The organism is Pseudomonas sp. Irchel s3a18, assembly GCF_900187535.1.
Classification (GTDB): domain Bacteria; phylum Pseudomonadota; class Gammaproteobacteria; order Pseudomonadales; family Pseudomonadaceae; genus Aquipseudomonas.
Genome location: NZ_FYDV01000004.1, coordinates 190,222 through 211,874, shown reverse-complemented (window position 1 = coordinate 211,874; position 21,653 = coordinate 190,222). Strand labels below are relative to the sequence as shown.

Here is a 21,653-nt window from a genome sequence, read left to right as displayed (position 1 = left end):
TTCGTGGCGAGGGAGCAACTCCCTCGCCACAGGCGCATGCCTCAGGCTTTGTCGATCAACCGCCCCAACCCATCGAGCAACCGCTGCAAGGCGCCCTGGTTGGCGCGCATCACGTTCAACCCTGCCTCTGCCATGCGCTGAGCATCAGTTGGCAGTTCGAACAACCGCTGCACGGCGACCGCCAACCCTTGGGCATCCTCTACTTCCTGCAAGGCATCGGCACTGCGCATCAACGCCGCGATCTCCAGGAAGTTGAACAGATGGGGACCGCTGAGCACCGGTTTCGCCAAGGCCGCGGGCTCCAAGAGGTTATGCCCGCCATTCGGCACCAGGCTGCCACCGACAAACGCACTGTCCGCCAGCGCATAGAGAAACAGCAGTTCACCCATGGTGTCGCCGAGCAGCACCGACGTATCATCGTTGACCGCCATGCTGGTCGAGCGGCGGACCGTATTGAAACCCTGTTGCTGACAAAGCTCGAACACCGAATTGAAACGCTCGGGGTGGCGCGGTACCAGAATCAGCAGCGCATCCGGGTGGCTGCCGAGCAATTGCCGGTGGGCGGCCAGCACCACCTCGTCTTCGCCTTCATGGGTACTCGCGGCGATCCACACCGGCCGTTCGACCGCCTGCCATTGCTCGCGCAACCGGGCGGCGCGCTGCAGTAATTGTGGGTCGATACTCAGGTCAAACTTGATCGAGCCGGTGACCTGCACCGTCTCTGGCCGTGCACCAAGCTGCCGGAAACGCTCGGCTTCGGCTTCGGTTTGCACGGCAAACAGGCTCATTTCAGCCAGCATCGGCTGAGTCAGGCGACTGAAACGGCCGTAGCCTCTGGCCGAGCGCTCTGAAAGCCGGGCATTGGCCAGCGCGACCGGAATCCCGCGCTTGGCACACTGATGAATATGGTTGGGCCACAACTCAGTTTCCATGATCACCGCCAGCCTGGGCTGGACCCTGTCGAGGAACCTGGCGGCCGCACAGGGCAAGTCGTAAGGCAGGTAGCAGTGCTGGATGCGTGGTTCATTGGCGAACATCGCGTGGATCCGCTCCGAACCGGTCGGGGTCATGCAGGTCACGGTGATCGGAAGCTGTGGATAACGCTCCAGCAGTGCACGGATCATCGGCGCCGCGGCAATGCTCTCGCCCACCGATACCGCATGCACCCAAAGGCCACCCGGCTGCATCACCGGCAAGCCGATGGAGAAACGCTCACCGATGCGTTTGGCGTATGCCGGGGCCTTGCGCGAACGCAGCCACAGCCGAATCGCTACCAGTGGCAGCCCGAGGTAAAACAGCGCGGTATAGAGGGTTCTGTTCATGGCGCCGGAGTTTATCGGCTTTTTCAGTCGATCGCCTGCAAGTGCACGGCAAATCGTTCCGCCAGCCAGCGCGCGGCCGGCCCGAGTGTTTCATCACGCCGCCAGACCAACTCCACCACCAACGCCGGCGGGGTCCACTCGCTGACCAGTTCGACCATCTGCCCTTGATAGGCGGGGTACTGCACCACATGCCGGGGTAGCCACCCCCAGCCCAGCCCCCGCATCACCCATTCGGCCAACACGTAGAAGCTGTCGGCGCGCCAGACTTGCGGGCTGGCCTGCTCGCTGCCCGGGTAGACACTCGAATGGGTGGCCATCAGCAATTGCCGATGCTGGGCCATTTGCTGGCAATTGACCTGCCCGCCTACGGCCAGCGGGTGGCCGACGCCGCACACCGTGACCATCTCGACGCTGCCCAGTACCCGACGTTCCAGGGCTTCGGGGATCTGTTCGTGATAGAACAACAGACCCAGATCCGCCTGACGCTGCTCCAGTTTTCGCGCCACATCGCCCTGCGCGGCACTGGCCAGTTGCACTTCCAGGCTGGGAAATTGATCGGCCAGGGCTTCGAGGCTGTCGAGTACCGGCTGATACGGCATCGCCTCGTCCTGAGCCAGGCGCAAGCGCGCCTCCTGCCCGCGCATCAACGCCTGCGCCCGGCCATTGAGGCGCTCGCACTGGCGCAACACCTCCCGCGCCTCCTCCAGCAATGCGCTACCGGCCTCGGTCAGCCGTGGCTGGCGACCGCTGCTACGATCAAACAAGCTGACGCCAAGGTCTGCTTCAAGCAAGGCAATCGAACTGCTGACCGCCGACTGTGCCTTGCGCTGATCCCGGGCCACGGCGGAAAACGAACGCTGCTCGGCGACGCTGACGAACAAGCGCATCTGCTCCAGATTCCATTGAATACTCATGGCTCAACCCATCTTCAAATCAGATAGGTAATGACTTTACCCCATCTGAAGAAACACTAAAATGCCGACCTCAGAAAGCAACGTTTCACACGAGGATTGACCCATGACCGCCTACTACTACCTGGCCATCGCCATCTGCGCCGAAGTGATCGCCACTGTTTCGATGAAAGCGGTCAAAGGCTTCAGCACTCCCCTGCCCCTGCTGCTGGTGATCTGCGGCTATGGCATCGCCTTCTGGATGTTGACGCTGGTGGTGCGCAGCGTCCCCGTGGGCGTGGCTTATGCCGTCTGGGCCGGCATGGGCATTGTGATGGTCAGCGTCGCCGCACTGTTTATCTACGACCAGAAGCTGGATGTACCGGCGATGCTTGGCATGGCGCTGATCGTGCTGGGCGTGGTGGTGATCCAGTTGTTCTCGAAAACGGCTGGGCATTAAAAACAGCCGCAAGCTGCAAGCCTTAAGCTGCAAGAGGGATATTCTCAGGCTCTTGCTTGCAGCTTGAAGCTTGAAGCTTGAAACTTGCAGCTTCGTTTAGAACACTGAGGTCTGCGCATGCCATCCGTTATTTCCACCGACGTGCTGATTGTCGGCGCTGGTGTTGCCGGCCTCTGGCTGAATGCACGCCTGCGTCGCCAGGGTTATTCGACCGTGCTGGTGGAAAGTGCCAGCCTCGGCGGCGGGCAAAGCGTCAAGTCCCAGGGGATCATCCACGGTGGCGCCAAGTACGCCCTGCACGGCGCACTGACCGGTGCCTCGGAAGCCATTGCCGACATGCCACGGCGCTGGCGTGACGCCCTGGCCGGTGACGGCGAGCTGGACCTGGCCGGGGTGAGACTGCTCTCCGAGGCCCACTACCTCTGGTCGCCCGGTACCCTGGCTGGCAACCTCACCAGCTTCTTCGCCAGCAAGGCCGTGCGCGGCCGGGTCGATCAGGTCAAGGGCGAACAATTACCCCCCGCCCTGCAAGACAAGCGCTTCAAGGGCAAGGTCTATCGCCTGGCCGAACTGGTCATCGATGTACCGAGCCTGATCGCACGCCTGGCCGAACTGGCCGGCGACGGACTGCTGGCCGGGCAAAAGGTCGAACCCTTGCTGGAAAACGGCGAACTGGTCGGCCTGCGGGTCGACGAGCGGGACATCCGTGCGCAGCGCATCGTCCTCAGTGCCGGCGCCGGCAATGCCGAATTGCTCGCGACCCTCGGCCTGAGCCAGCCGGCCATGCAAATTCGACCGCTGCACATGGTTCTGGTCAAGGGCCCGAGCCTCAAACCCCTGTACGCCCATTGCCTGGGCGGCGGGCCGAAGCCGCGCATCACTGTCACCACTCATCCGGCAGCCGACGGCCAATGGGTCTGGTACCTGGGGGGCGATATCGCCGAAGCCGAGGGTGTGGCGCGGGAGCCGGCGGCGCAGATTGCCGCCGCACAGAAGGAACTCGGCAACCTGTTGCCCTGGGTCGACCTCAGCCAGGCCCAGTGGGCGACCTTGCGGGTCGATCGGGCCGAGCCGTTGCAATCGGGCCTGACCCGCCCGGACAATGCCTTTCTCGCCGAACAGGATTGCCTGCTGGTGGGCTGGCCGACCAAACTCGCACTGGCGCCCGACTTCGCTGACCGGGTGATCGCCGCGCTGCAACGCGACGCCATCCTGCCGAGCCACCCGGCACCCTTGCCTGAACTGCCAAAACCGCCCATGGGTGTACCGGCCTGGGAGCAACTGCTGCCATGAGCCATGCCACTTTGCACGACCTGCACCGCCCGCTGGGCAGCACGGGGCTGATGGTTTCGCCGCTGGGCCTGGGGACGGTGAAACTTGGCCGCGATCAGGGGGTGAAATACCCCAACGGCTTCCAGATCCCGGACGATGACGAGGCGCGCAGCCTGCTCAAGCTGACCCGTGACCTGGGCATCAACCTGATCGACACTGCCCCGGCCTATGGCCGCAGTGAAGAGCGCCTCGGCCCGCTGTTGCGTGGCCAGCGTCATGACTGGGTGATTGTCAGCAAGGTCGGTGAAGAGTTTGTCGACGGTCAGTCCCGTCATGATTTCAGTGCCGCTCATACGCGGTTTTCTGTCGAACGCAGTCTGCAACGCCTGGAAACGGACGTTATCGACCTGGTGCTGGTGCATTCGGACGGTAATGACCTGGCCATTCTCAACGAAAGCGAGGTCTATCAGACCCTCGCCGAGCTCAAGCGCGAAGGCAAGATTCGTGGCTTCGGCTTTTCCGGCAAGACTGTCGACGGCGGCCTGAAGGCGCTGGAGCAGGGTGATTGCGCCATGGTCACCTACAACCTCAACGAGCAGGCCGAACGGCCGGTCATCGACTACGCTGCTGCCCACGGCAAAGCCATCCTGGTCAAGAAGGCCCTGGCCAGCGGTCACGTTTGCCTGAGCCCGGGCGTGGACCCGGTGCGCGCCAGCTTCGAGTTGTTGTTTGCACAACCCGGTGTTGCCAGTGCTATTGTCGGGACCATCAATCCGCTGCACCTGGCCCACAATGTGGCGACCGTAGCTCAAGTCCTGACCCGCCGTTGACTAGCCGCCAAGGCGGCCGACCCCGACGCAAGGAGGAGCCGACATGCCGCGAACACTGATCAGAAAGAACCCCAGTAACTTCAAGACACTGCCGCTGTATGTCGAAGCGACACCCGACGGCCTGAGTTACCAGAGTGTCGGGAGGCCGCTCAACTTCTCCCAGACCCTGCAGCGCCGACGTCCGGTGACGGTGGCCAATGCCGAGCACTTTGCCCTGGAACTGGCCAACCTCGGTGTGTCGGTAAGACTGACCCTGCGCTGGCAGAATCGCGATTACTGGGTGCTGGTGCGCCAGCGCCGCCAGGATCGGGGCGACGTGGTGCTGAAACTGATTTCCGGTTATGTGCCCGCTCACGAACTCAATCTGCCGCTGCACACAGCCATTCAGGAGATTGCCGAGGAGTGCCTGCTGGAAACCCCGGAAGGCTGGCTCGGCGGGCGCTTCAATGACACCTGGCTACCGGCCCCCTATGCCACTGCGCTGCACTACCGGGAAGCCATGCCGTTTCGCCTGATGCCAGAATCCGGTGCCGCCCGCCCCGTACGCTGCGCCAACCTGCAATTGATCGAGCGCCCGCGCGCCTATGTGCACCTGCCTACCGCATCGCTGCAACTGATTTACGATTTGCGCCTGGAGGTGCCCAAGGAAGCCAAGTCCTTGAGTCTGTTTCACGTCGATGAGCGCCTGGAAGGTGATCAACTGGTCGCACGGCTGGACCGCAAGCGCCCGGACCTGTACCTGATGCCGCTTCAGGATGGCCAGCCCGTGCCTGAGCTCTACACCCTGAAAAAAGACCAGCTATACCCCGCAAGCACACGCGGCCTGTACCTGGCGGAAAGTTTTGCCCGTCAGGAAGGCTGGCTGGTCAGGGATGAGCGGATTCGCTGGAAAGACTGGCTCAAGCAACAGGGCTTGAGTCAGCCGGATAAGCCTTCGGGCTTGAGCCGCCTGACCGGCAAGGCCAAACAGCTGCTGAAGAAGATCGTGCCGCATAAGGCGGCACGCTAACCCCCAGTGACGAGGGAGCTTGCTCCCCTTGGCCGGTCCGCGTTCGGGGCGTAGCTGTCGTAGGCCGTGCCTGAAGAGTACCTGGATCGATACGGTGGAGGCTTCGGGGTTGCTTCGCAACCCAGCGGGAGCAAGCTCCCTCGCCACGACAAGCCCCTCACCATCGCGTCAGTTCTTGCGGATTTTCTCGACAATGGCGGTGGTCGAGCTGTTTTCCACCAACCCCAACACCTTCACCGTGCCGCCGTAAGCGCTGACGATATCGGCGCCGACGACCTGGTCTATGCCGTAATCGCCACCCTTGACCAGTACGTCCGGCTTGACCTGCGACAGCAGGTTTTCCGGTGTACCTTCAGGGAAGCTGATCACCCAGTCCACCGCCCCCAGCCCCGCCAACACGGCCATGCGTCGGTCAACACTGTTGATCGGCCGCCCCGGGCCTTTCAAGCGGCTGACCGAGGCATCGTCGTTGACCGCCACGATCAACCGGTCGCCCTGCGCGCGCGCCTGCTCGAGGTAGGTCACGTGGCCAGCATGCAGGATGTCGAAGCATCCGTTGGTGAAAACGATCGACTCGTTATGCGCGCGCGCATCGTCAATCGCCAACAGCAACTGGTCGAGGCTCAGCACACCTCGCTCGGAACCCTCTTCACGCTGAATCGCACGACGCAGTTCCGGGGCACTGATGGCCGCCGTACCCAGTTTACCGACCACGATGCCCGCAGCCAGGTTGGCCAGGGCCACCGCATGGGGCAATTCCTCACCGGCCGCGATCGCCGCTGCCAGGGTGGAAATCACTGTATCGCCGGCACCAGTGACGTCGAACACTTCACGGGCACGGGCCGGCAAGTGCAATGCCGGGTGATCGGGACGCAGCAAGGTCATGCCGTGCTCGCCACGGGTCACCAGCAACGCGCCGAGGTCCAGGTCGTGCATCAACTTCGCGCCCTTGTTCACCAGGTCGTGCTCGTCGACACAGCCACCGACGATGGTTTCGAACTCGCTGAGGTTCGGCGTGATCAGGCTGGCACCACGGTAGATCGAAAAATCCTTGCCCTTCGGGTCGGCCAGTACCGGAATGCCACGGGCACGGGCGGCCTGAATCAGCACCTGATGGTTCCTCAGGGCGCCTTTGCCGTAGTCGGACAACACCAGCACCTTGATGCCTTCCAGCAGGCTGTCGACTTGCTCACCGAGCGCCAGCGCGTCGGTGGCGAAGGGTTCTTCGAAGTCGATACGCAGCAATTGCTGGTGACGACTCATGACCCGCAGCTTGACGATGGTCGGCTGGTGGGCAATGCGCTGGAACAACGCACGGACACCGGCGCCCTTAAGGCTGTTGGTCAGGCTGTCGGCGGCCTCGTCATCACCGGTCACACCGACCAGGGATGCCGGCGCACCGAGCGCGGCAATGTTCAAGGCAACGTTGGCGGCACCGCCCGGGCGGTCTTCGATTTGCTCGACCTTGACCACTGGCACCGGCGCCTCAGGAGAAATCCGTGAGGTACCACCATGCCAGTAACGGTCGAGCATGACATCGCCGACCACCAAGACAGGGGCTTGATCGAATCGCGGCATGGACAACTTCATGGTGCAACCCACATACAAAATGAACAGGGGCGCGATATTAGCACAGGGTGAACGCTGCCTAGTTCGACAGCTTCATCCACTGTGAATCTGAGCGTTACATTGGTTGTTTTTTAAGCAGAATATGCAAATAGAGGGAGACTTTCAGGATGAATCAGGGCACCCGAATGCAAGGCAACGGGCGCATTGCACGCCCGCACGCCTGAGGGTGAACAACGTCCACCCCGCGGGTTTACATCAGGTGATATCCACCGGAGTGGGCTCGTCCAGGCCCATGGCATGCAGACGGGAGTAGTACCCGCCTTGCGCCAGCAGCTCGGTATGAGTGCCCCGCTCGACAATTTCACCGTGATCCATCACCAGGATCAGGTCCGCCTTTTCAATGGTCGACAGTCGGTGTGCAATCACCAGCGTGGTACGGCCCTTCATGACTTTATCCAGGGCGGCCTGGATATGCCGCTCGGACTCGGTGTCCAGTGCCGAGGTCGCCTCGTCGAGGATCAGCAACGGCGCGTTTTTCAACAACGCACGAGCGATCGCCAGGCGCTGACGCTGACCGCCGGAGAGCAATACGCCGTTCTCGCCGACCTCCGTATCCAGGCCTTGTGGCAGCTGGGAGATGAAGTCCATCGCGTAAGCGTCTTCAGCGGCCCTCTCGATGTCTGCACGGGGCGCGCCCGCCAGATCGCCATAGGCGATGTTGTTGGCGACCGTGTCGTTGAACAGGGTGACGTGCTGTGTGACCTGGGCCACGTGCTTACGCAGATTACGCAGGCGATAGTCTTCGATCTCCACGTCATCGAGCAGTATTTTCCCGCTCTCGTGATGGTAGAAACGCGGGATCAGGCTGGCCAGCGTCGACTTGCCGCTGCCCGAACGACCGACCAATGCAATCATCTGCCCCGGCGCGGCCGTGAAGCTGATGTCCTTGAGCACTTCGCGATCGGTGCCCGGGTAAGTGAAGCTCAGCTTTTGCACATCCAGACGGCCGCTGATGCGTTCGCGCTCGATCGTTCCGTTATCGACTTCCGGCTCGACATCCAGTTGTTCGAAAATGCTCTCAGCGCCGGCCACGCCCTTTTGAATGGTCGAGCTGACTTCCGACAGCTGACGAATCGGCTTGGGCAGCAAGCCGGCCGCGGTAATGTAGGCCACCAGATCACCGGCCGTCGCGTCCCCCCGCAGAAACAGCACCAGGAACATCAACGACGCCATGGCGGTGTAGATCACCAGTTGCAGCGCAGGCGTATAGATTGCGCTGGTTCGGGTCATGCGCAGCTGCTTGTTGGTGTTGCTCTGGCTGGCACGGGCAAAGCGCTGCTCTTCGTAGCTTTCGCCACCAAAGCTGCGCACCACCCGATAGCCCTGAATGGTCTCGGACGCCACGTGCGTGACGTCCCCCATCGCTACCTGGATCTTCTTGCTTTGCTTGCGGAATTTCTTGCTGGTATTACCAACCATGAAGGAAATAACCGGCAGAATCGCCAACATCACCAGGGTCAGCTTCCAGTTCATCCACAGCAGGTAGGCAAACAGGAAGATGACCGTCAGGCCTTCACGAATCACCACCTTGATGGCATCGGTTGCCGCGCCTGTGACCATGGTCACGTTGAAGGTAATGCGCGAAATCAGATGCCCGGAGTTGTGGGTATCGAAATAACGATTAGGCAGCACCAGCAGCTTGTTGAACAGTTCCACCCGCAGGTCATGGACCAGCCCCAGGGAAACCTTGGCCAGGTAGTAGTTGCTCAGAAACGAGCCAAGCCCCTGCCACGCCGCGATCAGAATGATCAGCAGGGGCACGGCGACCAGCAGCTGCAAATCCTGCAGATAAGGCACATTGGGGAAGAGCACCGCTTCAGGGTTGCTCAAGCCGTCGACGAAATATTTGAGTATCCCGGCCAGCATCGGCTGAGTGGAAGCAAATATGACGAAGCCCACAATACTCAACAGGAAAATGCCGATGTAGGGTTTTACGTACCCCAGCAGTCGAAAATAGATTTTCAGGCTTGAATCCTGTTCCGCTTTGGGCGGTGCTGCACTCATCGTAGAGCTCACTTCTTAGGTAGAACGCGGAATTTTATCACAGGCTTTGTACTTGGCCTGTGTCCATACCAAAACGGTGGCCAGGCCAACCGGTAGCCAACTGATGAACCATTCGGCCCGCGGCGTACCACTGATACTGGCCGCATCGAATTGCATCGCCAGAAACGAGAACATCCAGATACCGATGATACCCCGACCATAGAGCGTTTCGCGGGCTCGCCAGGCCTCACGCAATACCGCAAACCAGACCCCGCACCACAGCAATAGACCGGGCACCCCCAACTCGATGGCGATATGGGTGAACAGGTTGTGGGAGTGGTCAAACTGCAAGCCTGCAGCCGACACCGAGTAGGCAGACCCCATGCCCAGGCCGCGCAACGGATGCTGCGCAATCATGTCCAGGCTGGCCATGAATATTTGTGGCCGGAACGACGCACCGCGAGCCATCACCAATGGTTCGAGCAACCAGAATGCCACCATCGTCAACGCCAGGGCGGTCGCCGCGACAATGCGGCTCTGTCGGTCACGGCACCAGATCGGCATGGCGATGATCGTCAACAGCAAGGCCAACGCAGCGCCGCGACTCTGGGAGAGCAGGACAAAACCTGCAAGAAACGCCAGCGCCACCGCCCAGCCCGCCTGCACCCAGCGGTTGCGCGGCACCCAATGGGATAACCAGACAGCCGCCAGCCCCAGCACATAACCACCCAGGATCGGATGGGCCAGCTCTCCCAGCCCCACAAGGCGCGCCGTCAGGACGTTACCATCGATCACGTAGAACTTGATGGCCGCTAGCAACGCGGTCAATGCCAGCCCCAGACCACCCCATTGCATGATGCGAATCACCCGTTCGGGACGGGCATTGGCCAACAGTGGAAAAAACAACAGAAACACGATGATGTATAACGAACGCTTGGCACCCCGTGACGGGTCCTCGTCATGGGTCCAGGTCAGCGAAAGCAATGCCCAGAGCCCTAGCCCGAGAACGCTCAGGCAGAGCAGACGCTGCTCTTGCCAGAGCTCCCGCAACCGGGCACGCATCGACCAGCCAAAAAACAGTGTCGGTAACCAGAGAAACGCGACCAGCCCCTGTTGATAAATCTTGTTGGTCGGTGCAAATGCTATAGCGAGCAAAAACCATAACAAACCTGTCGCCATCCAAACCTGCGCCCAGCGTGTTTCCCGCATCTACCTGCTCCCGCCAAATAATCCGACTGCCAACATGGCATGGTGAAAACAACAACTTTTCGGCATCATTGCTCGTCAATACGCCCCATTTTTCTACAAGGCTTACTTCATGCAATGCTCCCGGCTTCCCAATGCCGCTTTAAATCAAATGGTTGACGGCGCCAGAGTACTAGAAGCCGACAGCTTCGGCCCGAAAGTCTTCCTTTTGCCGGACGGGAATATTCTTAAAATGTTTCGCCGCAAGCGACTGCTCTCCTCGGCACTGCTTCGCCCTTACTCCAAACGCTTTATCGACAATGCCGTGCAGCTGGAGAAGATAGGGATTCCAACCCTGCAGGCACTCCAGCTCCATCAACTGGAAACACCTGGCATGACCGCCGTACTCTACCGCCCCCTGCCAGGGGAAACGCTGCGCCAGATCGCGGAGAAAGACGGCTTCGACTGGCACCAGGCGCTACCTGCACTGACCGTGTTCATTCGTCAGCTGCACAGCGCCGGGGTCTACTTCCGCTCCCTGCACCTGGGCAACATCGTGGTGACACCCGACAACCAGTATGGCCTGATCGATGTCGCCGACATGCGCTTCCTCCGTGGGCCGTTGCCACACCATCTAGTCAAGCGCAACCTGCAGCACTTCGCGCGATATATTGACCGAGAGAAGCTGAACAAGAGCTTTCCAATGCAGTCACTCGAACAGTCCCTACTGTCGGTTTGACAACAGGGTCCGGGCAGCCTGACAGAACTCTTGCCAGGCGCCGCCTGGAGAAAGTACAGCGGATTGAGCCTCTGCGATCTGCCCGGGAACGACTTCGAAGGCCTGGATCAGCGCCTCGCTCCAGGCATTCGGATCTTCTGTCGTGGCGTACCAGCCCGCCTGCGCCAACTGCTCGCGAAACACCGCCAGCTCGCTGGTCAGGACCGGAACACCCGCCAGCACCGCCTCTTGCAGAATCAGGCCAAGGCCTTCTTCGAGCGAGGGGATAGCCACCCAGTCGAAAGCCCGATACAGCGTTGCGGCATCATCCAGATGCCCCGGCAACGAAACCCTGTCGCGCAAGCCGAGCCGATCGATCTGCTCTTGCAACGCGGTACGCGCCTGACCTTCACCGACGATCACCAGGCGCATCTGTGGACGCTGCACCAGAGCCTTGGCAAAGGCATCAATCAAACAGCCAAATCCCTTGTTACCGACCAGGCGGCCCACAGCCCCAACAACGTGCGTGTTATCGACAGGCAACTGCAGCCGGGCACGGGCCTGTTCGCGAGACAGCAGCCGGGCACGGAAGTCCATCGGGTCAAGCGCACTGCGCAGCGTGACGACCGGGACCTGCAGATCCCTCTCAAGAGAGCTGGCCAAGGTTTGGGAGACCGCCGCGACGGTCAGCTGCGGGGGGGGGAGTTGGCGCAGCAAGGTACGATCTGCCGCCTTGATCCGGGTTTCCCCGTGAAAAAGCACCACTGCCCGCAATTGCGGCAGTTTTTTCAGAACCGGCAACAACGCTCGGGCCGTACCCAAGCCATCAAGCAACACTACCTGTACATCAGTGCCCTTGAGGGCCTTGTAGAAACGCCGCTGCATCCATGGCTTGAGCAGCGTCCAGACATGTTTGCCCTTGAGCTGAGCGGAGGAGAAGTGCCATTCACGGGTCCGGCCGATATCGGCGGAACAACCCCGTACATCCCCCTTCAACAGCCAGGTATTGACCGGAGTGCCGGGATCCACCTGAACCAGTATCTGCCGATGAACCTTGTGGACCGAAGCAAAGGCAGAGCCGCCGGACCACATGACATTGAGGATACTCATCGAGCGGGGAGCCCTTTTTCACATCGGCTTGCGACACTGTTTAGCCTCAACAATGCCCTATGCCTGGCCGTTTTGATTACACGTGCTTTCAATCGCTGATAACGCCCTGTCAAATGCCCAGCTTCTGGCGCCATTGTTCGAGCAGGCTCAAGGGTGCTCGGGGCCTCAGCGCCGGCTGGAGCTCTTCTACGATACGCTGGCCGACCCGCGCAAAACTGAACTGGCTGACCGCCAGATCACGTCCGTTACGGGCAATGTTCGCCGCCAGCTCGGGATCGCTACGCAACCGGGCGAGCTTTTCCTGCAACTGCGCAATGTCACGATAGAACACGATGTTGTGCATATCCTGCAGCCCCAGGGCGCGGCTTTCCGCCTCTCCCTGATCGTAGGCCAAAAGCACGCAACCGCAGGCCATCGCTTCAAAATTCTTGATCATGAATTCGCCCATGCCCACGTCGGCACTGACGAAAAACCGGATACGGTTGAGCGTGTCGCGATACTCGTCACCGGACTTGGTACGGGTCACCACCAAGGGCTCGACACTCGCCAACTCGTCGAGCAGTGCTTTACGACCGCTGTAGGCGACGCTGTTGGTACTGCCGACGAACGCCAGTTCGATATCCCGCTCCCCCCCTTGATCCTGCAACAAGCTCTGATCATAGCCCTTGGGCACGAACACCGCGTCGAAGCCCTCCTCGCGCAAACGCTCGGCGACCACAAAGCCGGAACTGATCACTCGCGCCCAAGGCAGCCGGCGGTAATGCGCACTGAACTTGCCGGTGTACTTGCAAGGAATGTAGTTCTGGTAGGCATCGTGTTCGAGAATCACCAGGTTGGGGAGGGTGCGAATAAAGCTCACCTGGCGAATTTCCTGCTTGAAGCGCAGGAAGAACACGATGCGGTCATAACGCGACACATCCACTTCACGACGGAAGTAGCGGCGCAGGTTGCGCTGCTCGTCGCTGCTCAGCCAGCGCAGGTCGCACTCGCAATGAGCAGCCACACCCTCATACAAGCGGTCCAGGATGGCCCGCTGTTCTTTCTGCACCAGAAACAGAACTTTCATCGTCATCCTTACAGCGCACAGCGGCCGAAAAGAGCGCAGGGAGTCACCTGCTGTGTCAGTAGAAATATTTCACGCACTATCAACCTACAAGCGCCAGAACAGCTCGTGGCGGCGTACAGCCTTGCGAAAGAACTCGTTTTCGCCATAGGGCGAACCCGAACGCCCCGCCAATACCCTCTGTAGCCCGCGACGCAAACGGCGCTTGAAGGGTGCGGGGGGCTGCAAGTCATGCATCATCCCCAGCGCCATCGCCTTGTCACGCTGCTGCTCGATCGACAGTGACAAACAATAAGGCTGCAATACCTGAGCCGGATCAAACACCGGTGGCAAGGCTATCCCGGCCCCCGAATCGCCCATGGGCCAGCGGTCATTGTCATGCAGGTGGTTAGCGTAGCCGAGCAAGGTCGCAGGCTGCCATTCAAGACCGTTCAGGGCCTCCAGTACGGCTTGCTGTGCACAGATGTGATCGGGATGGGGATCGAGGGAGGTATGGGGCAGCACAATCACCTCAGGGCGCGCCTTGAGCAATAGCGCGCGCAGATCCGCCAACAGGTTGTTCCAGGTCGGTTGGCCATCGAGGTCCGCCGGCAACGCAAACGCATTGAGCTGACGAAACGGGCGAACATCGACCAGATCCGCTTCACGAGACCCGACGGGCTGACTCGGTGCAGCCTGCATGGCCGGCAACTGCAGGCAGAAATAGCCCAACTGCACGCACTGTGCTTCAGGCACTCCGGCCCAGCGCGGCACGGCAATACTGTCCCAGACCCGCAGACGGCCCTTGAGCCGCGAGGCCTCGACGGCATTCAGCCCCATCTGTTGATAGTGCCCGGCTTCGATTTCACCGGCCGTCAGGGTGACAATCCAGGTGTCAGCGGCCTGGCTGTACAAGCCGAAGGCCGCCAGTTCGGCATCGTCGGCATGGGGCGCAATCACCATCACCCGTTGCTGGCGATAGTCCGGCTGCTCGAATGACCAGAGCACCGGCTCACCCAGTACGCGACAGAAACGCCCGCGTACCCGCAATTGCCCCTGGGAAAGCACCTGCGCCTGACCACTGAGATTGAGATAACGCAGGCCGTTTACCCCACGCTCGAAGGTTTGCCGATCCGGGTGGTCACCGCCGATCAGCGTCACCAGCGGATCGATAAACCGCCCCAGCCAGGTGCTCTTGACCCGCAACGCCAGAATCAGCGTGGTGTCATCGGCCAGCATGACGCCGTCGTCCAGCAGCAGGCGATCACCGTCCAGGCGTATCTTGGGTTGCGCCGTGTACGGCGGGAAGCTGTACTGGTAGTCGTCCTTGGGAGAGTAAAAGAGATGGTCGGCAAACCATGCCTCATGGGCTATCCAGGCCACGACCGCCAGTACCAGTGGCAGCCACCAGGCGACCAGTACACCGACAGCCATCAGCAGCACCAAGGCTATCAACAGGCCAAGGCGCTTGTTGCGGCGATGACGCTTGAGCAGTTGCTGTTTGCGGCTCATGGGCTGACTCATACGGTGAAGACCGGCACCGGGTTGCACCAACGGTCCTTGTACTCGCGGTCGGCGCGGCCAAATGAGAAACGCAGTGGCTTGTCGATAGCCCTTGCCTGCTCCCAGGCGCTTTGGGTATTGAGGAAGCTCAACACGCTGCCGGGGCTGAACTCACGGGTTTCGGGGTCGACGCCGCCATTGATGTACTCGATGCTGACCCACTGCGGCGCCTCCACCCGGTACACCAATTGAATCGCAATGGGTGCATCGTTGAGGAAGATCACCGAGCCAATCAACAACTCGCGCAGCAACTCGAGCACCTCGCCCATTCGCGCCGCGCCAGTGGCCGGGAAGCCCCAGCGGCGCTGGAACAGATCGCAGTAAATCGCCGCCAGTTCCTGGCTGGAGAAGTCGCTGACCGGCCGCACAACGCCACCCGCCTCTTCCAGCAAGCGCAATTCACGGCGCTGGTTGTAGCGGAATTTTTTCGACAGCTCTTCGGGTGTGCGTGCCATGGCCAACTGCTCGGCCTGCGGCTTGAGGCCGGCAAAACGACCTTCATTGAGCGCCGACAGATAACGTGCGCGATGACGCAGCATAGCCTGGGTATCGGGTGCCGCCGGCAGGATCAACTCGGCATTGCCCAGATCGAACAAGCCCTTCTTGCCGTGACGCTTGAGCACATCCTTGGACAGTGCCAGATCACGCCCCCAGGTCGGGATCGACGCTTTCAGCTCGCCGCCCTGCTCCCAGGCCAGGTAACGCACCGGGATACCGGCCAGATGAGCCAGACGCTCGACCACCAGCGGATGAGTCGCGACACTGCCACCAAAGCGCTGCCAGGCATCGCTGTAGGTCGACGCGTCGACAACGGACCAGCCACGTTCGCGCCAGCCTTGAAATCGGTTGAGCATCAAGCCCTCGCCGTCAGTTCAATGACATGCGGCAGGCGCCAGAACGCATCGCGTACCGCAAGATCCGAAAAGCGCTCACGCAAGCGGTCAAGCATCATCTCGGCACACATCCGGCGCTCGCGCTGATCCATCACGGCCAGGTGTTGCAGCCCTTGCGCCAGGTGTTCGGCATCCCCCAGCGGGAACAGAATACCGACACCTTCGACCACTTCCTTCGCCCCACCGCATGCGGTGGCCAGCAACGGCACGCCCGCCGCCATGGCTTCGAGCAGCACCATGCCGAACGGTTCGTGGTCGGAACTCAGGGCAAACACATCAAAGGCGCGGAAATAGCGTCGCGCGTCCGGCACCTGGCCGAGAAACAGCACGCGATCACCAATGCCAAGCTCACGGGCCAGTTCCTTGAGGTCCTGTTCCAGGCGCCCACTGCCCAGAATCGCCAGTTGACTGTCGAGCGGCAGGCGCGGCAATGCCTGGGCAAAGCCATGGAGCAAGGTCGTCTGGTCCTTGTCGGGGTGCAGGCGGCCAACGTTGCCGACTACCCATGCGTCTGGCGACAGGCCCAGGGCGTCACGCGCCTCATCGAACGACACCTGGCTGGCTTGCAAGGCGTCGACATCGATGCGGTTGTAGAGTGTTTGAATCCGCGCGGCAGGCCATTTAGGCAAGCAACGACGCATATCGTCGCGCACGGCATCGGAAACCCCGAGCAGGCTCAGGCGCTTGCGAAAAACATGGGCGAACAGCTGACGCGTGCGCCGCTGGTAATCCCCAAAGGCGTGATGCACGCCGATCACCGGCAAGGATGTACCAAGCAAGGCGATATAGATCGGCTTGAACCGGTGGGCGATACAGAAACTGAAATTGCGCGACTGGGCGATCTTGCGCAGATCGGCAATCGCCGACAGCTTCAGGCCACGAATGGCCTTGGAGCTGTACTCCATGAACAGCACTTCATCAGACGCACAGCCTGCGGCAATGTCGGCATCGGCAACCCCGGTGAGAAACACCGTGGTCACGCGATAACCAGACCCTGCGAACAGGCTGGCGTACTGACGGGCACAGTCCAGGAACGGCCCGTCATAGCCGTGGCAGAACTGCAGCACATGGCGCTCAGCCGAGCGTGTCATAAGCGTCCGCGCCGTCTTTGACCACCAGGATGTCTTCCATGATCAGATACTGTAGATCGGAACCGAAGAACATGTTCAGGGCGTCCGTCGGCGAGCAGATCATCGGCTCGCCACGGCGGTTCAGCGAGGTGTTCAGCGACACGCCGTTGCCGGTCAGCACTTCCAGCGCTTTCATCATGTCGTAGTAGCGCGGGTTGTATTCGCGCTTGAGCACCTGGGCACGGGAGGTGCCGTCCTCATGGACGACTTCCGGCACACGGGTCTTCCACTCTTCAGCCACTTCGAAGGTGAAGGTCATGAAGGGGGCCGGGTGATCGATCTTGATCATCTGCGGCGCCACGGTGTCGAGCATCGACGGGCAGAAAGGCCTCCAGCGCTCGCGGAACTTGATCTGGTGGTTGATCCGGTCAGCCACGCCCGCAATGCTCGGGCAACCGATGATCGAACGACCGCCCAAGGCGCGCGGACCAAACTCCATGCGACCCTGGAACCAGGCCACCGGGTTGCCGTCGACCATGATTTTGGCGATCTGCTCCGGCATGTTGTCGAGCTTGCGCCATTTCGGCTTGTCGGCATGGCGGGCGCAGGCCGCGATCACGTCTTCGTTGCTGTACGACGGGCCGAGGTAGACGTGTTCCATCTTCTCGACCGGTACGCCACGGGCGTGGGACACATAGGCTGCCGCGCCGACTGCTGTGCCGGCATCGCCGGATGCAGGCTGTACGAACAGCTCTTTGACGTCGTCGCGGGCGATGATTTTCTGGTTCAGCTTGACGTTCAACGCACAGCCACCGGCATAGGCCAGTTTGCCGGTTTCCTTGAGTACGTCGCCCAGGTAGTAGTCGATCATCTGCAGCGAAATTTTTTCGAACAGCGCTTGAATGCTGGCGGCGTAGTGGATGTAAGGCTCGTCGGCGATGTCGCCTTCGCGCTTTGGGCCCAGCCACTCGATCAGCTTCGGCGAGAAGTAGTAACCCTTGCCCTTCTCTTTGTAGCGACGCAGGCCGATGACGTTGGCGTAGTCGGTGTTGATTACCAGCTCACCGTTTTCGAACGAAGCCAGGCGCGAGAAATCGTATTTGCTGGCGTCGCCGTACGGCGCCATGCCCATGACCTTGAACTCACCGTCAAGCATATCGAAACCGAGGAACTCGGTGATCGCGCCGTACAGGCCGCCGAGGGAGTCCGGATCGAAGAATTCCTTGATCTTGTGGATCTTGCCGTTTTCGCCATAACCGAAGAAGGTCGTGGCGTACTCGCCCTTGCCGTCGATGCCCAGGATCGCGGTTTTCTCTTTGAAACCGGAGCAGTGATAAGCGCTGGAGGCGTGGGCCAGGTGGTGTTCGACCGGCTCGATCTTGATTTTCTTCGGATCAAAACCCAGTTGTTCCAGGCACCAGACGATCTTGTTGCGATAGCGCTTGTAGCGACGGTTGCCCATCAGGATCGCGTCGAGTGCACGGTCCGGGGCGTACCAGTAACGCTTGGCGTACTGCCAGCGAGCCTTGCCGAACAGGCTGATCGGAGCGAACGGAATCGCTACCACGTCAACGTCGGAAGGCTTGATGCCCGCCTGCTCCAGGCAGAACTTCGCCGATTCGTAAGGCATGCGGTTCTTTGCATGTTTATCGCGTACGAAGCGCTCTTCTTCAGCAGCCGCGACCAGCTTGCCGTCGATGTACAGGGCTGCGGAAGGATCATGGCTAAGGGCGCCGGACAGGCCAAGAATCGTCAATGCCACAGGGGTCTAGCCTCTTTAGTCTGCATGCAGGCGACAAGCGCCTGGAAATAATGTGCTCCTGCATAAAGGCAAGAAGCAGCTAAAGGGCGGGATTATAGCGTAAAGATGGTGGAAGTGACCCAGAGGTTGTTTGACGCGGGGGGGATAGATCAAAGGATCGCGGCGCTACGATGGCGACATCACCGGTAAATAGTGATGTTGCCATCGATAACCTGACGATAAACCGTGTAAGGCAGGAACACCGTATCCATGACACCCGACAGCAGCAGATCCACCAGCATCAGAGACATCAGGAACTCCGCGGGTTCTGGCGGTGCATTCAATATACAGAAATCGTATGCCACACCACTGTAGATGTGCGGAATGGTCTGGCAGTAGGTTTTCTGCTTCCTGAGATCGTGGGCGGCTTGATCATCACCCTGCAGCACCGTATTCACCGTCCCGCAACCGCCTAGTACGAGCACAAGAACCCCCAACGAAATACCCTTTTTAATCATCACGCATCCGCCTTCCGAGAACGTCAGGCAAAGCTAGCACCGAGCGAACAAGCCCTATAGCTCACAACCTGCACAGGTCACGTAGGTCGATTCAGAACAATCTGTCAGGCCATGCACACAAAAGCCCGCACAAGGCGGGTTCCGGCACTCCAGCCACGGCGTTCGCATCACGCAACCCGCCGGTACGCTCAAGCAGTAATATCCTTGGGCAACCGCTGATCAATCACCTGATACAACGCCGTGCTCTCGGGCCAGTTACGCATGAACCGCGCCCGGTCCCGCGCATACGCCGGGGCGAAACTGCTGAGCGAGCGGTGCTGGCACATCGAGTCCAGGTCGATCAGCGACCAGCGATCCTTGTCCCAGAACAGGTTATGCCCCTTGAAGTCACCATGACTGATCCGCTCGGCAATCAACTCGGCGAACAGCTTGTCCAGTGCCAGCAGTTCGGTTTCAGGCGCCTTACCACTCTCGACGTAGGGCGCAAAGCGCTCGATGATGTCCGGCCCAGGCAGGTGCTCGGTGATCAGATAGGCCCGACTGCGCAGCCAGAAAAAGCGCGTTTCCAGCAGCGCCAGTGGCTTGGGTGTCGCAATGCCGAGGAAGGCCAGGCGATTGCCTTCGCGCCACGAATGCCAGGCCCGGCTCGGGCGCCAGAAACGCTTGAGCCAGTGGGCAAAGCCCTTGATGTTGTAGCGCTTGACCACCAGCGTGCGACCCGCCACCTCGACTTTGCCAACGCTCGCCGCACCGCCGGTCTTGTACAAGTGCCCCTGATCCAGCAAGGCATCAGCCTGCTCCAGCACCGGCAGCATGGCGACTTCTTCTTCGCGGCGAATCGCGCGCAAGCCAAACGCCCCGCGCTGCACACTGAACAGCGAGCAGTCACGGCCAACCTTGATCAGAAAGTCCTTCAGCCGCCAGCCTTGAACCTTGCGCACCTGCTTTTGCAATGCCTCCAAAGGCAACGCGTGCTCGCTATTGCTTAACAAGTAATGCACGAGCAATTCTTCGGTGAACGGCTCAAGGGACTTAGGCAACTGAGCGAAAAACACCCCTAGATTTCCCAGCACTTTTTCCCGGGACAACGGCTTCCCAGCCTGTTCCACGCGGATCCCGGCACCGTCGATCAAGTACAGTTTGCCGTCGTGACGCAGCAGATTGTCCAGGTGCAGATCTGCCTGCCACAGGCCCTTGCTGTGCATCTGGCCGATGGCGGCCAGTGCTTCGGCCAGGACCACTGCTTGCTCGTCCGCTAGCACGGGCCTTGCTTCAACCTGCTGCCAGGCATCACCGAGGCTTTCGGCGCCCTCAAGAAACTCGAACAGCAGCCAACCGCCCTCACCGTCTTTCAGGCCATCAGCCAGCAGCAATGGCGTCGTCAGACCTTGAGCGGCGAGCAAACGCACGCCCTCGAGCTCACGCTGAAAATGTCGCGCGGCCTTGCTGCCCACCAGCAACTTGGCCAGCACCGGACGCCCGCGCCATACAGCGGCGCCCACATAACGCTGCCCTGGCAATACCCGCAACAGACTGAGCAGCTGTAGCTGCGCCGGGCCCGCGGCATCCGCCAACTCGACGCTCAACGGCAGGCTTGGCGTACGCCCGGCGCTTTTCAGTTCTGACAACTGCATCAACGCACTCCCTTGTGACTGCGTCGAGCGGACAAACGCCCGAGCCAGGCATCCACCAGAGCACTGTCGACGGGTTGATCCAGATAGGCCGCCAGCAACAGCCGAACATCCCCAGTGCTCCAGACCGGCGCCCGCCGCAGCAACGGCTCCAGGTCCTTGACCCGATCACGCTGACCGAACAGCAGGGGCCGGGTTTTCTCCAGGTCGATCAGTTGCGCCCGATAGCCGTCGCCAGCCGCCTGCAAAAAGATGTGCTTGGGATAAAAACACCCATGGGCCTGACGCGCGCCGTGTAATTGCCTCGCCAGCACCCCGCAGGCACACAGGATGCCCTGTTGCTGCGGATCACTGAGCTGCGGCCACTGTTGCAGCAGCGAATCCAGATCTTTCCAGCCATCCAGCGCACGCGTCAGCAAAATCGCCCTGACCTCGCCGTCGACTTTGCGCTCGCCAAAAAACACCGCCTCCAGCGCCGGGATACCCAGCTGCCGGTAACGGCTGATGTTGCGAAACTCGCGAGCGAAACTGGGCTCACCAAACGGGCGGTGCAAGGTTCGCATCAGGTAATTGCTCTGACGCTTGAGGTAATAACCCTGACCCTCCAGGTCCAACCGGAACACACTGCTCCAGCCACCACCCGAGGTGTTGGGCTCATCCACCGCCTCAAGCTCCCGGGCCCACAAGGCGTCGAACGTGGCCAAGCCGTGACGTTCAAACAGTTCACGGTCTTCAGCGGCCAAAAAGTCAGTCATTGGCTTCTCTCGAAAAATGTCACCACCTGCGT

The 21,653-nt window shown here is 60.8% G+C and carries 19 protein-coding genes; 5 read left to right on the top strand and 14 right to left on the bottom strand.

Annotated elements, in window-relative coordinates; all coding sequences use genetic code 11:
- Positions 1-41 precede the first annotated feature (41 nt).
- Together waaA and CKW29_RS08125 are read right to left on the bottom strand one after the other, a co-directional pair.
- Positions 42-1,322 (bottom strand): lipid IV(A) 3-deoxy-D-manno-octulosonic acid transferase, encoded by a 1,281-nt coding sequence (waaA, locus tag CKW29_RS08130; protein ID WP_095144713.1) that lies wholly within the window; start codon positions 1,320-1,322, stop codon positions 42-44.
- Positions 1,323-1,345: 23 nt separating this feature from the next.
- Entirely contained in the window at positions 1,346-2,236 is an 891-nt protein-coding gene (locus CKW29_RS08125; RefSeq protein WP_095144712.1) for a LysR family transcriptional regulator, read from the bottom strand.
- Positions 2,237-2,339: 103 nt separating this feature from the next.
- Here CKW29_RS08125 and CKW29_RS08120 point away from each other — a divergent pair, with 103 nt between their 5' ends.
- The 4 genes from CKW29_RS08120 (at position 2,340) to CKW29_RS08105 (ending at position 5,783) form a co-directional block, all read left to right on the top strand.
- Positions 2,340-2,672: a multidrug efflux SMR transporter gene (locus CKW29_RS08120; protein ID WP_095144711.1), complete on the top strand. Its 333-nt coding sequence runs from the start codon at positions 2,340-2,342 to the stop codon at positions 2,670-2,672.
- Positions 2,673-2,789: 117 nt separating this feature from the next.
- A complete protein-coding gene (locus CKW29_RS08115; RefSeq protein WP_095144710.1) occupies positions 2,790-3,965 on the top strand; it encodes an FAD-binding oxidoreductase in 1,176 nt (391 codons plus the stop codon).
- Positions 3,962-4,774 carry an aldo/keto reductase gene (locus CKW29_RS08110; protein WP_095144709.1) on the top strand — a complete coding sequence of 271 codons (813 nt, stop codon included), beginning with the start codon at positions 3,962-3,964 and terminating at the stop codon, positions 4,772-4,774. The genes CKW29_RS08115 and CKW29_RS08110 overlap by 4 nt, the downstream gene beginning before the upstream one ends.
- 43 nt (positions 4,775-4,817) lie before the next feature.
- Positions 4,818-5,783 (top strand): metal ABC transporter ATPase, encoded by a 966-nt coding sequence (locus CKW29_RS08105; RefSeq protein ID WP_095078108.1) that lies wholly within the window; start codon positions 4,818-4,820, stop codon positions 5,781-5,783.
- 168 nt (positions 5,784-5,951) lie between these two features.
- On the opposite strand, the gene hldE is transcribed toward CKW29_RS08105, so the two are convergent.
- From hldE to CKW29_RS08090, 3 genes are all read right to left on the bottom strand, one after another.
- On the bottom strand, positions 5,952-7,373 hold the full coding sequence (gene hldE / locus CKW29_RS08100) for a bifunctional D-glycero-beta-D-manno-heptose-7-phosphate kinase/D-glycero-beta-D-manno-heptose 1-phosphate adenylyltransferase HldE (protein ID WP_095078107.1): 1,422 nt from the start codon (positions 7,371-7,373) through the stop codon (positions 5,952-5,954).
- 234 nt (positions 7,374-7,607) lie between these two features.
- Positions 7,608-9,416, bottom strand: coding sequence for a lipid A export permease/ATP-binding protein MsbA (gene msbA / locus CKW29_RS08095; protein ID WP_095148265.1), 1,809 nt, complete (start codon positions 9,414-9,416; stop codon positions 7,608-7,610).
- A gap of 15 nt (positions 9,417-9,431) precedes the next feature.
- Positions 9,432-10,604 carry an O-antigen ligase gene (locus CKW29_RS08090; protein ID WP_095148264.1) on the bottom strand — a complete coding sequence of 391 codons (1,173 nt, stop codon included), beginning with the start codon at positions 10,602-10,604 and terminating at the stop codon, positions 9,432-9,434.
- Positions 10,605-10,713: 109 nt separating this feature from the next.
- Between CKW29_RS08090 and CKW29_RS08085 the strand changes: the two genes are divergently transcribed.
- Positions 10,714-11,319 (top strand): toluene tolerance protein, encoded by a 606-nt coding sequence (locus CKW29_RS08085; RefSeq protein WP_095144705.1) that lies wholly within the window; start codon positions 10,714-10,716, stop codon positions 11,317-11,319.
- On the opposite strand, the gene CKW29_RS08080 is transcribed toward CKW29_RS08085, so the two are convergent.
- The 9 genes from CKW29_RS08080 to CKW29_RS08040 form a co-directional block, all read right to left on the bottom strand.
- Complete coding sequence (locus tag CKW29_RS08080) at positions 11,305-12,408, bottom strand: glycosyltransferase (protein WP_095148263.1); 1,104 nt, start codon at positions 12,406-12,408, stop codon at positions 11,305-11,307. The genes CKW29_RS08085 and CKW29_RS08080 overlap by 15 nt on opposite strands.
- Positions 12,409-12,517: 109 nt before the next feature.
- On the bottom strand, positions 12,518-13,474 hold the full coding sequence (locus CKW29_RS08075) for a glycosyltransferase (protein WP_095144703.1): 957 nt from the start codon (positions 13,472-13,474) through the stop codon (positions 12,518-12,520).
- Positions 13,475-13,558: 84 nt separating this feature from the next.
- The gene (locus CKW29_RS08070; RefSeq protein WP_095148262.1) at positions 13,559-14,962 is read right to left on the bottom strand and encodes a PIG-L deacetylase family protein; all 1,404 of its coding nucleotides are present in this window, start codon (positions 14,960-14,962) and stop codon (positions 13,559-13,561) included.
- A gap of 8 nt (positions 14,963-14,970) precedes the next feature.
- Positions 14,971-15,867, bottom strand: a complete 897-nt coding sequence (locus CKW29_RS08065) for an antimicrobial resistance protein Mig-14 (protein ID WP_095144701.1) — start codon at positions 15,865-15,867, stop codon at positions 14,971-14,973.
- Positions 15,867-16,997: a glycosyltransferase gene (locus CKW29_RS08060; protein WP_095144700.1), complete on the bottom strand. Its 1,131-nt coding sequence runs from the start codon at positions 16,995-16,997 to the stop codon at positions 15,867-15,869. Before CKW29_RS08060 ends, CKW29_RS08065 begins: the two co-directional genes overlap by 1 nt.
- A complete protein-coding gene (locus CKW29_RS08055; RefSeq protein WP_095144699.1) occupies positions 16,981-18,738 on the bottom strand; it encodes a carbamoyltransferase in 1,758 nt (585 codons plus the stop codon). Before CKW29_RS08055 ends, CKW29_RS08060 begins: the two co-directional genes overlap by 17 nt.
- A 179-nt stretch (positions 18,739-18,917) precedes the next feature.
- Positions 18,918-19,235 carry a YceK/YidQ family lipoprotein gene (locus CKW29_RS08050; protein ID WP_095144698.1) on the bottom strand — a complete coding sequence of 106 codons (318 nt, stop codon included), beginning with the start codon at positions 19,233-19,235 and terminating at the stop codon, positions 18,918-18,920.
- Positions 19,236-19,423: 188 nt separating this feature from the next.
- Positions 19,424-20,869 carry a lipopolysaccharide kinase InaA family protein gene (locus CKW29_RS08045; RefSeq protein WP_095144697.1) on the bottom strand — a complete coding sequence of 482 codons (1,446 nt, stop codon included), beginning with the start codon at positions 20,867-20,869 and terminating at the stop codon, positions 19,424-19,426.
- The gene (locus CKW29_RS08040) at positions 20,869-21,621 is read right to left on the bottom strand and encodes a lipopolysaccharide kinase InaA family protein (RefSeq protein ID WP_095144696.1); all 753 of its coding nucleotides are present in this window, start codon (positions 21,619-21,621) and stop codon (positions 20,869-20,871) included. The genes CKW29_RS08045 and CKW29_RS08040 overlap by 1 nt, the downstream gene beginning before the upstream one ends.
- Positions 21,622-21,653 lie beyond the last annotated feature (32 nt).